Here is a 12,499-nt window from a genome sequence, read left to right as displayed (position 1 = left end):
TAGTCTATGACTTTAGTGTTATTGCGGTTTTTTTGTTACTCAAATCATACCGTCTTATCGACGAGGGAGGATCATCGCATGACAGTTACATTTTCCGCTGCGAAGCGCAAATCGATGGTAGAAGCAATGGGGAAGGAAGCACTTGATCTGATTGTAGTAGGCGGAGGGATTACCGGCGCCGGGATCGCTCTGGATGCGACGACGAGAGGGCTCAGGACGGCGTTGTTCGAGATGCAGGACTTTGCGGCAGGCACCTCAAGCCGTTCGACTAAGTTGGTGCACGGGGGCCTTCGTTATTTGAAGCAATTTGATATCAAAACCGTGTCTGAGGTGGGCAAGGAACGGGCAATTGTATATGAGAATGGCCCGCATGTGACGACGCCGGAGTGGATGCTGCTTCCGCTGCATCGTGGTGGGACGTTCGGCAAGTTCAGCACAGGCATCGGCTTGCGCGTCTATGATTTTCTGGCTGGCGTCAAGCGCAGTGAGCGGCGGCGGATTCTGTCGGAGCAGGAGACGAAGGTTCGCGAACCTTTGCTGAAGCAGGAAGGGCTTTTGGGTGGCGGTTACTATGTAGAATATCGTACAGATGATGCCCGGCTGACGATCGAAGTGATGAAGGAGGCCGTTCGTACCGGAGCGCTGGCGCTGAATTATATGAAGGTGGAATCTTTCCTGTATGAGACTGATAAGATCGTCGGGGTACGAGTCGTCGATCAACTGGACGGGGAGTCTTACGAATTCCGCGCCAAGAAGATTATCAATGCGGCAGGGCCGTGGGTCGATGAGCTGCGCAGCAAGGATCACTCTAAGACAGGCAAGCATCTTCAACTGTCCAAAGGGGTTCATCTTGTCATCGATCAGTCGAAGTTTCCTTTGAAGCAGGCGATTTATTTCGATACGCCGGATGGCCGAATGGTATTCGCGATCCCCCGTGATGGCAAGACATATGTAGGAACGACCGATACGTTCTACGGGGGCGACCCAATCCAGCCTCTTATGACCAAGGAGGATCGCGATTATATCATGGCGGCGATTCGCTACATGTTCCCCAGCGTTCAACTCACTGTAGAGGATATCGAATCCAGCTGGGCGGGCGTAAGGCCGTTGATCTATGAAGAGGGAAAGAACGCCTCGGAAATTTCCCGCCGCGACGAGATCTGGCAGTCCCCTTCCGGCCTGATTACAATCGCTGGTGGCAAGCTCACAGGCTATCGCAAAATGGCCGAGACGATCGTCGATCTGGTCATGCAGCTGCTGGGAAAAGAGCAGGGCGTGTCGTTCGTTCCGGTGATGACCAAGCATCTGCCGATCTCCGGTGGACAAGTGGGTGGATCGGAGCGATTCCCGAGTTACATTCAGAAGAAAAAAGAGGAAGGTGCGCGCCGCGGGCTGGACGCCGGGCTGACTGAGCGCTGGGCGCGTCATTACGGCTCCAACGTAGACCGCCTCTTCGATATCGCGAAGCGCTATCGGGAGAAGGAGCAAGCAAGCGGATTGCCGCTCGAAGTGCTCGTCCCGCTCGTATATGCCATCGAGGAGGAGATGACGGTGAAGCCGGTTGACTTCTTCATCCGCCGCACCGGAGCGCTCTTCTTTAATATCCAGTGGGTCCGCGAATGGAAGGAGCCCGTGATTGAATATATGGCTTCTGCTTTCGGCTGGACGGCGGAGCAGCGCGCCGAGTATACTGAAGAGCTGGATGTAGCCTTGCATCAGGCCGTTGTACCGCAGGTGGAGGCGGAGTAAATAACTAACACTTTTCGTGTCCAAAGGAGCCTTCGCAAATTCTAACGAAACAGGGTAACGCTATTCGCGTCTAAAAGGGACTCTGCAAGGGGGTAGAATGTAATCTCGAGCTAAATGCGTCACGATTGTTTCGCAGCAAGAGTCGCTAGTTAGCTAGCTAGCAGTTCTAAAGGAAATAGAGTGCGCTATTAGGGCAATTTAGTGCCTGTAAAAAATGTAACGGAAATAAAGCGACCTTATTACGAGTGATTCCAGCAAAAACAGAGCTATACTCAGCTAATAACGAATCCTATTTCCTTTACACTTCTAAAGTGAGGGAAATTCAGCTAAATAACGGCGGTGATTTCCGTTAGTAATCTAACGCTAAAAAGGGGCGTCTCCAAGTCGCAAAAATCGACTTTTAAGACAGCCCCTTATTTTAAAATTGACTGGATGGTTGTCCCAATTATGAAAGTATGTTATATTTGTCACTGAAAGCGCATTAAAAATTGTATATTCAATGAATTTTATTGCGCCAAAAATATCTTCAAAATCAGTCAAAAAGGAGCGGTAATAATCATGAAGGCTTTAGTTTATGCTGGTCCAGGCAAAAAAGAAGTACGCGAGGTAGAGAAGCCACGAGTTATTAAGGATGACGACGCTGTAGTCCGTCTTCTAAAAACAACAATCTGTGGTACGGATTTGCATATCCTTAAGGGAGATGTACCGGCTGTTAAAGAAGGCACTATTTTGGGACATGAAGGGATCGGTATTGTAGAAGAGGTCGGCGCTGGCGTTTCCAACTTTAAAGTAGGCGACAAAGTTATCATTTCATGTGTAACTTCATGCGGTAAATGCTACTATTGCAAAAAATCTATGTATGCGCACTGTGAAGATGGCGGCTGGATTTTGGGGCACTTGATCAACGGAACGCAAGCTGAATATGTGCACATTCCACATGCCGACAATAGCTTGTACCACATTCCGAAGGGGATTTCCGATGATGCAGCGGTAATGATTTCCGATATTTTGCCGACAGGCTTTGAAATAGGCGTATTAAATGGCCAAGTCGAACCAGGTGATGTTGTAGCAATCGTCGGTGCAGGTCCCATCGGGATGTCCGCCTTATTGACCTCTCAATTCTATTCTCCGTCCAGAATCATCATGATTGACCTTGATGACAATCGTTTGGCTGAGTCTAAGAAATTTGGTGCAACTGACACCATCAACTCGAAAGATGCAGAGGCCGCTTTAGCGAAAATTAAGGAGTTAACAGATGGCCGCGGTGTGGATGTAGTAATCGAAGCCGTTGGGTTTCCGGCCACATTCGATCTCTGCCAACGTATGTTGTCGCCAGGTGGTCGCTTAGCGAATGTTGGTGTACATGGCAAGCCCGTTGATTTGCAATTACAGGACTTATGGATCCGTAACGTCAAAATTACCACAGGTCTGGTAAGCACCAACACGACACCTATGTTGTTAAAAACCTTACAAAGCGGTAAAATCCAGCCTGAAGCTTTAGTAACACACCGTTATAAATTCGATCAAATTTTGGATGCTTATCATACATTCGGTAATGCAGCGAAGGAAAAAGCACTAAAAATCATGATTGACTTCGAATAACCTATAAGCTAATCATAGCCCCCATCTTGAAGACAAGGTGGGGGCTATTTAATGAAGTTATGTATTTACCGGGTTATCCATTCATCATCCCGTCGGTAGTTTTGGGTGACCTGGAGGGCTTAGCATCGAATTCTAACGAAACAGGGGATCGCTATTCCGCCGAAATAGTCGCTCAAAGCTTCGATTTAGCTCAAATAGCGTTATGGTGTTTCGTTAGGATTCGAAATGCCTCTGATTTGGAGTAAATATGGCTCTGTAGTTTCCTTAGAAAGTAATGAGACGGTGTGAGCGGTTTGCTAGCTGCATAAAGTACAACTAAAATCCAACAAATCGGCTGCGGCATCACTCTAATTGTAAAAAGTACAGTTAAAATAACGGTTGACCTTGATTTATAAGAAAAAGGTGATTCTAAATGTAGGAAATGCAACTAAAAAGAGAATCCAGCGCTCATCCCTCAAATAAGTGTACGTTCTGCAATTACTTAGGAGTAGGAGTGACCAGGAACAAGGGCCTTGCTCTCACCTTACGTTGTAGGGGGCAAGCCTCCAGCTCAATCTCACGGTTCATGCATGAAGTGGCATATTACAGGCAAAGTTAAAACTGACATATAGGCCTAAATTATGCCAGCGTCGGGAACCGGGACAGCAGACGAAGTTATTTTTGCTGCTGCACCCCTGCGCAAGATAGAAGGGGAGATTGAGTAGTATGGATGACAACGATATAAAGAAGTTGCGATGGTATAACGTCGCACTGATGGCGTTTGTTTCTGTCTGGGGCTTCGGGAATGTGGTCAACAATTTCGCCAACCAAGGGCTAACTGTAATCACCTCATGGATTCTCATTATCGCCCTGTATTTTGTGCCGTACTCCTTGATGGTCGGACAGTTAGGCTCGACATTCAGGCATGACAAGGGCGGGGTAAGCAGCTGGATCAAGGAAACGATGGGCGGCAAGGTCGCCTATTTAGCAGCGTGGACTTATTGGGTCGTTCATATCCCCTACTTGGCGCAGAAGCCGCAGGCGATACTAATCGCGTTGGGATGGGCAGCGAAACAGAACGGCACATTTGTCAAAGAGATGTCTACCTTACTCGTTCAAGTGTTATGCCTGGTCATATTCTTGATTTTTCTATGGATGGCTTCGCGCGGAATTACTTCACTGAAGCGAATCGGCACGATCGCGGGCATGTCCGTCTTCGTCATGTCCATTCTTTATATTGTGCTCGCGATTGCGGCGCCTGCGCTGCGGGGAACTGAGGTGGCAACGCCGAACATCACGTTCAAGACGTTCATTCCGGAGTTTAACTTTGCCTATTTTACGACGATATCTATGCTTGTCTTTGCTGTAGGCGGGGCGGAGAAAATATCACCATATGTGAATAACACATACAATCCATCGAAGGAGTTCCCGCGCGGTATGCTCACGCTGGCGATTATGGTTGCGATCTGCGCGTTGCTGGGCTCCTATGCCATGGGACTCATGTTCAATTCCCATGAGATCCCTGTAGACCTGAAGATGAACGGGCAATATTATGCCTTTCAGATTCTCGGCGAGTATTATGGACTTGGCAACTGGATTATGATCATCTACGCGCTTGCCAATGTTTTGGCGCAAATATCAGCCCTAGCCTTCTCCATCGATGCCCCGTTGCGTGTGCTGCTGTCGGATTCCGATGAGACCTACGTCCCCAAATCGCTGCTAAGGATTAATGAGCGGGGTACACCGGTTAATGGCTATATCATGACCTCCATCCTGGTGGGAATCATAATCATTGTGCCAGCGCTGGGCATTGGCAATATGAATACCTTGTTCAACTGGCTGCTCGATCTGAACTCAATTGTGATGCCGCTGCGTTACCTATGGGTATTTGCCGCTTTTATGGCGCTGATGCTGATGTCCCACAAGTTCGAGACGACCTATCAATTTGTGAAAAACAATACGCTTGGCTTTATCATCGGCCTATGGTGCTTCCTATTTACGGCCTTCGCCTGCTTGATGGGAATGTTCCCGAAGGTCGAACCATTCACGGGGGAATGGTACTTCCAGCTAAGCTTAAACATCGCGACCCCCTTCATCCTGCTCGGACTGGGATTGATTCTGCCATTGCTCGCTAGGGTGAAGCGCAAGGGGTAAGTGCTGCACTACGTGAGACCAAGCTACAAGGCTTCGGTCTCTTTCTTTTTGGAGCAACAATAGATAGAATAAGAAAATATCAAGAAGGAGGGTCTCACAAAAACATGACTTATCAGCGTAAAAAGTTTCTGATCTGGCTTCTGCTAACGATACTCTGTATGGCCTTTATCTTCTATAAATCCTCGCAGCCCTACTATGAACAGGATCTCAGGCCCTCGCTAGCGGCTCATCTTCCCGAAAAGTTGGTGCAGAGTCTGCCGGATGTGGGTTTTTATTATAGTGGTCAATTTGTTAGTTCGGAGCAGCCTTATGATTTTATCGAATTTTTTATTCGCAGGGCGCCCATGTTAGTATCTTCGCCATGCTTACATTCTTGTCCATACAGACCCTGCTCGCTCTGAAGTGGAAGCGTGCGTCCGCCATTGCAGGAGGAGCTGTTGTCGCATTGTTGTATGCGGTGACCGATGAATGGCATCAGACCTTTGTTGTAAATCGCACAGGCCATACCATTGATGTGGGGATCGATAGTATCGGAATTGCCCTGGTCGTGCTCTGCTACGCCATCGCGGGAGCCTTCATTCATTATCGCAAGCGAAGATCTGGGCCTTATATGCGCTTCTAAAAGGTTAACAAAAGGATTATAACGATGTTTGACATGTCAATACGGAACACTGAAAAGGAGAGTAGAAGATAATGGTATATATTTGCAGAGTTGAACTTGAGGAAATCACACCCAAAATATGGCGAGAATTTCAATTCCATCCCGACATCACGTTTCATCAACTTCACCAAATTATCCAAGTGGTCATGGGGTGGGAAAATTACCATTTGTACGAGTTTCATGTAAATAAAACGGTGATTGGTCTGCCCGATCCGGTATTTGAGCATATGGAACATCACGAGACGCTGAATGCACGAAGAGAAATTGTCCGGAGGCAGGTTTGCGAGGAAAACACTGTTTTTACCTACGTCTATGATTTCGGAGATGATTGGCAGCATAAGGTTACATTGGTCAAAATCGATCCATCGATATCCAACCCGGCACCCTTGTGTTTGGAGGGAGCTCGAAGTTGCCCGCAGGAAGATGTGGGAGGCATCTGGGGGCATCAGCATATGCTGGAGATATTGTCTGATCCCAAACATCCGGAGCGGGATGAGTTTATTGATTGGGTTCGCGAAGGTTATGATCCTGAATATTTCTCCCGTGAAGAAATGAACCTGGAGCTTCAAAAGCAAACGGACAAGTTGCTCCCCAAATCACTAAATAGGCGTCCGGAAGACAAAAAGCCTGTGAAGCTGACGAAATCCGTTCTGAATAAGCATTTGAAACAGCTTAGTCATGATCAGTTGATCGAGCTTGTCAAGGATTGTTATGGTACCAGCAATGATGTGAAGAAGTTTCTGGCCGTGAAAATACTGGGGAATGAAGCGGTAGAATCATTATTTCTAGAGTATCGCAAGAAGGTCGAGCAAGAGTTTTTCCCTGAACGAGGATTTGGCAAACTGAAACTTCAGGAAGCGAAAAAGGCAATTGCGGAATTCGAAAAATTGACCGGAAGCGCCAGATACGCCTTGGAGCTAAGGCTGATTTATGTTGAAAATGGTGTTGACTTCACCCAAAGCTATGGGGACATTGATGAACGCTTTTACCACAGCATGGTATCCATGTATGCTACTATCATTGAACAAGTGAATGAAGATGAAACGGGAGAATTGTTCGACGAATACGAGGAAAGAATTGAAGCGATTGTTCCGAAGACAGAAGGAGTTGGCTGGAGTCTCCATTCTAATATGTCTGAACTGTACACTCTAATAAGATGGATTTGATATGCTCTTCGCATATCCGTATCGACCGTATGTGTACTTACTTTGATTTTTCGCCACATTTATTATCCGGATCAATTCCCCTTGAACAGGCACATCTGGGCCGCCGCCCACATACAATGTACAACTGAACTTTAAAGTGTGCTGAAGCGGCGTACCGGAGTGTGCTTGCCCTTCAGCCAATCGACGTGGGGGTGCTGTTCATGGAGTTGGTATCCGCGATTGCGCTGTTTATTAAGCAGCTGACCTTGCTTGTCTCTTACGTGAAGAATAATGCCTTTCCTCAGCCGCTAACGGAAGAAGAGGAAGCGAAGCACCTTCAGCGGATGGCTGAAGGCGATGCGATGTCCCGCAACATATTGATTGAGCATAACCTAAGGCTTGTGGCACATATCGTGAAGAAATTTGATAACACCGGTGAAGACCTGGAGGATCTGATCTCCATTGGCACGATCGGGCTGATCAAGGCGATTGAGAGCTTCCGCCCGAACAAAGGAACGAAGCTGGCAACTTTTGCGGCAAGATGTATAGAAAATGAAATACTGATGCATCTCCGGTCGCTGAAGAAAACCCGTAAGGACGTCTCATTGCACGATCCAATTGGAACTGACAAAGAAGGAAATGAAATTACATTAATTGACATTCTTGGGACGGAAGAGGACGATGTTGTAGACCGGGTTCAGCTTAAAATGGAGAAGAGCAAAATCTATCAGAACCTGGATATTCTGGATTCCAGGGAACAGGAAGTCATCAAAGGCAGGTTCGGTCTTGAGCATGGAGGCGAGGAACGGACGCAGCGCGAAATAGCCAGGGAACTGGGGATCAGTCGCAGCTATGTGTCCCGCATCGAGAAGCGAGCTTTAATGAAGCTGTATCATGAGTTTTATAAATCCAAGCGTTGATATTAAAAGTGGATTGAATCTAAGGCTGTCATGTGGAGACGTGGCAGTCTTTTTTTTATGTAAGCTTAGCTTCAAAAGGTGTGAAATCTACTGGAAACAAGAGTCAAAAGTAAAGGCTAAGGGGTTAAGCGGCAATATGGGAATCACCTCAAAAAATATTTGTTATTCTTCAGCTATCCATAAAACGACAACATTCGACTTCTATATCAATTATACTAGTAATAATATGGCTTACCCATATTCATGGATTTTTTGGGGGGGAAGGTGAAATATGTGTAAAAAAATATCTTTGTTATTGTGGAGTAGTCTAATGGCTATCCTTAGTTTTACGACATTTATTGGAATGTTCTTTTGGAACAGTAATAGGAAAGTTGCGTTATTTTGGTTAGCTGTAACATTAGCCATTTTTTTATGTTATGTAGCATCTTTGATAGTACTTAAAAGAAGGTATTCCAGTTCCTTTTTGTTTTTGAATATACTTCTGTACGTTATTCTGTTTGTCAGTGGTCCTCAGATTCAGCAAGTTGGAATCCAAATAAGACATTATTTCGAAATTCCTTCAAATCAGGTGCAAAAACAATTGAATCAGGAAGTTATTAATGCTATAGAAAAAGCAGGGATTCCATATATTGTTAATTTTAAAATAAGTAAGGAAATGACTAATCAAAAGAGAAGTGGAGTTGTTGCAATAGTAAAGACCAAGAATGAGGAGATTCAAAAAAATGAAATAGATAAAATTATAAGTGGAACTTTCAGTAAGGATATGTTCATTTCATTTTTTGATTACGATGAGAATTGGGTTCTTAGTATTAAATTTAATGTATATCGGGAAATCGAATACTGTTACCCATTCACAAAATGCGATGAGTTTGGGATAGAAATCAAGCAATAAAAAAAGTGATTAATGGATTTAAGAAAAGCTGTCATTTTCATCGAATGAACTCAATGAAATTAGGTCTATAAAGAACAGTAGATGTATTTGGTACCTAAGAGAGCTACTAAATCATTTTTAGGAGGAATAAATAATGAAAAAAAAACTGTCCTCTATTTTTTTATGTATTATTCTATTGCAAGCTTTTGTTAGCAATATTTCATTAGCAAAAAGTACTTATTCGACTAGTAGTGAAAATTTAAATTTCGGTTCGATAGGAACCAGAAGCACGCATGCATATGCCGAAAAAAGTGAAGTTGAGTTTGGAGAAAATATAGTTATTTTTTATTATTTTGATGATAAACCACATACAGTAAAGATCGATGTTTATCGGAATAGTAAATTTCAAAATACATATTATAAGTATAGCGGAAACTTAGGTGATATTTTCGAGTTTAAATCTAATCAGTATAGTGAGGATGGTACGTATAGATTCGAAATATCTCCTATTGATATTGACAATGGGGAAAATTATTCGGCTAGCGTTTCAGTTAATGTTTATCAACATAGAATAATTTTTATTCCTGGGATTATGGGTACAGAGTTATACTCTGGAAGCAAAAAAATTTGGCTTCCTCCCGATAATCTACCAAAAGCTATTTTTGTCAACCAGTATATAAATCAGCTAAAGATGTATGAAAGTGGGGAAAGTGTTGATAATACAATAGTTCCTGGGGATCCAATATCAGATTATTATAAGAGTTTTGAGACCTATTTTACAAAAAAACATTTTAAAGTTGTGAATGTTGGGTACGATTGGAGAGCTGATATAAAGCAAAATGTAGCAAAATTAAAAAGGATAGTGGATACAGAAGTAAAAAACAAACATTCAAGTAGTAAGATATTCGTAGTAGCTCATAGTATGGGGGGGTTACTTGCAACAGAATATATAAATGAAGGTCATGGCAAGAATATTGATAAGTTAGTTACTATCGGTACCCCATATTTGGGGGCTCCACAAGCATTATACATATTTACAACTGGTCATGTTGTTGGGCGAACATTTGAAGATTCTCTTACTGGTGATGCTTTCAGAGAGGTTATGAGAAATGTATATTCTGCTTATCAGCTTTTACCATCGAAAAATTTTTTTGATTATAATTCTGCAACATATGTTACTAAAAAATCATACGTTGGATTACCATGGTTTGGTCGTTCTGAATCTGTTGCTTTAAATTACGATGAGACAAAAAAGTTTCTTAAAAATACAGCTTGGTCAAATAATAAGATGGTAGATCAATCAGAGTCTTTTCATAATAGTTTAAACATCTTAAAAAGTCTTAGTTCAGTAAATTCATATTATATTATAGGTGATGGAATAGATTCTGTAAGTAATTTAACAATGGTTGGGGTGGACTCTGGATTCCCGAGAATCGATAAAATAACCTATCAAAAAGGTGATGGTACCGTACTCAGAAATAGTGCCACAGTAGGTAATAGATTGGATCCTAGTAGAACGTATTATATCAGAGAAGACCATACATCTCTTGTAAGTAATTCAAATGTGCAAATGCAAGTTTTAAACATTCTAAATGGTAAGCCGAATGAACTAGCTCCTAAAATTAGTAAGAAGAAAATAGGTGTTGCTTCCGTATCTCTTCAAAGTGAAGGGCCAGTTGAATTACATGTTAATGATACATTAGGTAACCATGTGGGGATAAATGGAGAAGATTTTGATCAAAACATTCCATATAGTAATTATTACAGCGATGGTGACAATAGATTTATAACTCTAGATGAGGATAATTATACTGTTAAAATGAAAGGAACGGGGTATGGATATTTAGTTTATACATTAGCGTGGACAAATGAGAATGAGATAGAGGATAAAGTGGTTAGATTCGATGCTATAAGGATAACTCCAAAGTCAGTTTTGACTTCAGAAACGAATAGAGATGGACAAATTACACTTCATATTGATATTGACGGTGATGGAGTTATTGATCGTAATCTACTGCCTTCTGTGGAATTAAGTAGAGAAGATATTTTAGATGAAACAATACCAACTATTACTTCAAAAATTGACGGAGTAAAAGGTGTGAACGAATGGTATGGTAAAGACGTATACTACAATATTTTGGGAGAGGATAATGAGTCTGGTGTCTACAAGATTTTTTATGATTTAAACGACTCTGGGTACAAAGAGTATACGGGACCTATTCCATTACCTGACACTGGAATATATAAATTCAAGTCTTTTGTCAGAGATAAAAATAGGAACGATTCAGAGATACTAATAGAGACTGTAAAAGTAGACACTACGAATCCAACTAAGCCTACGATGACAATCGTCCCTCTGAAATGGACCAATAAATTTGTAAGTATTACTTTATCTGATTCACAAGATGCGGATAGTGGATTTCAAAAGTATCAATACAAAATAGGAAAAGATGGTGAATGGAAAGACTATTCTACTCCAATAATTATTGATACTGAAGGATTATATAACATCTATGCAAGAACAGTAGATAATGTATTTAATTTAAGTGATGAAGTTGTAGATGTTGCTAAAGTTGATAAAACGAAGCCATCTATGCCTAGCGGTTTTGAAATTTTATTATTTAATTATAATCAGGTGAAAATTTCCTGGTTGCCTTCTAACGATAATGTAGGTGTAACTAGTTATGATGTTTACCAGGATTCTGAATTTGTTGGGAGTACAACTGAGGCTGAGTTCACATTCAATAATTTAGTTCCTGACAGATATTACACTTTTTCTGTTGTCGCTAGAGATGAAGCTACTAACTCCTCACATGAAGGGGTATTTATTGTCCGAACACCCAAAAGTCTAATTGGGGCAGGGAGTAACCACACGTTGCAAGTAAAAGCAAATGGAAGCGTACTTGCGTGGGGATCTAACAACCATGGAGAACTTGGGGATGGAACGACGACAGCTAAGACGACAGCAGTAGAGATTCAGGGATTGACCCATGTTCTTTCAGTAGCGGCTGGTTCAGGACATAGTATGGCCTTGAAGAGCGATGGTACGGTGTGGTCATGGGGAAGAAACTTCTTTGGACAACTGGGTAATGGGGGCAATAAGGATAGCTTGATTCCAGTGCAAGTGAAAGGCTTGACAGATATTATTGCAATTGCAGCTAATGGACAAAGTAGCTATGCCTTGAAGAATGACGGTACAGTGTGGTCATGGGGCCAGAATGGGTCTGGCCAATTAGGAGACGACTCAAGAGTGGACAGGGATACTCCAGTTCAGGTAAAAGGAGTAACAGGAGTCAGTGAGTTGGTAGCTGGTGACGGATATGCTTATGGAGTTAAAACAGATGGAACAGTTTGGGGATGGGGAAGTAACTCCAATAAGCAAATTCTTGGTTTTAGAGGTTCGTATGCTCTAAAGGCG

General features: G+C 42.9%; 8 protein-coding genes. All 8 read left to right on the top strand.

Annotated features, from left to right (window positions below):
• The first annotated feature begins 78 nt into the window (after positions 1–78).
• Positions 79–1,749, top strand: a complete 1,671-nt coding sequence (locus BFJ94_RS11970) for a glycerol-3-phosphate dehydrogenase/oxidase (protein ID WP_120462879.1) — start codon at positions 79–81, stop codon at positions 1,747–1,749.
• A 558-nt stretch (positions 1,750–2,307) separates the two neighbouring features.
• The gene (locus BFJ94_RS11965; protein WP_120462878.1) at positions 2,308–3,351 is read left to right on the top strand and encodes a zinc-dependent alcohol dehydrogenase family protein; all 1,044 of its coding nucleotides are present in this window, start codon (positions 2,308–2,310) and stop codon (positions 3,349–3,351) included.
• A 705-nt stretch (positions 3,352–4,056) separates the two neighbouring features.
• Positions 4,057–5,484: an amino acid permease gene (locus BFJ94_RS11960; RefSeq protein WP_120462877.1), complete on the top strand. Its 1,428-nt coding sequence runs from the start codon at positions 4,057–4,059 to the stop codon at positions 5,482–5,484.
• Positions 5,485–5,845: 361 nt separating this feature from the next.
• A complete protein-coding gene (locus BFJ94_RS25835; RefSeq protein ID WP_229717222.1) occupies positions 5,846–6,106 on the top strand; it encodes a VanZ family protein in 261 nt (86 codons plus the stop codon).
• A 71-nt stretch (positions 6,107–6,177) separates the two neighbouring features.
• Positions 6,178–7,311 carry a DUF6155 family protein gene (locus BFJ94_RS11950; RefSeq protein ID WP_120462876.1) on the top strand — a complete coding sequence of 378 codons (1,134 nt, stop codon included), beginning with the start codon at positions 6,178–6,180 and terminating at the stop codon, positions 7,309–7,311.
• A gap of 200 nt (positions 7,312–7,511) precedes the next feature.
• Positions 7,512–8,210, top strand: a complete 699-nt coding sequence (sigK, locus tag BFJ94_RS11945) for an RNA polymerase sporulation sigma factor SigK (RefSeq protein ID WP_120462875.1) — start codon at positions 7,512–7,514, stop codon at positions 8,208–8,210.
• Positions 8,211–8,520: 310 nt separating this feature from the next.
• Positions 8,521–9,102: a hypothetical protein gene (locus tag BFJ94_RS11940; RefSeq protein ID WP_162944253.1), complete on the top strand. Its 582-nt coding sequence runs from the start codon at positions 8,521–8,523 to the stop codon at positions 9,100–9,102.
• Positions 9,103–9,235: 133 nt separating this feature from the next.
• A partial coding sequence (locus BFJ94_RS11935) for an OmpL47-type beta-barrel domain-containing protein (RefSeq protein WP_120462873.1) occupies positions 9,236–12,499 on the top strand: 3,264 nt, incomplete at its 3' end.

Origin of the sequence: Paenibacillus aceti (assembly GCF_003614185.1) — a bacterium.
Classification (GTDB): domain Bacteria; phylum Bacillota; class Bacilli; order Paenibacillales; family Paenibacillaceae; genus Fontibacillus; species Fontibacillus aceti.
Note: the sequence above shows the minus strand (reverse complement) of the source record. Positions and strands in the feature narration are given on the sequence as shown.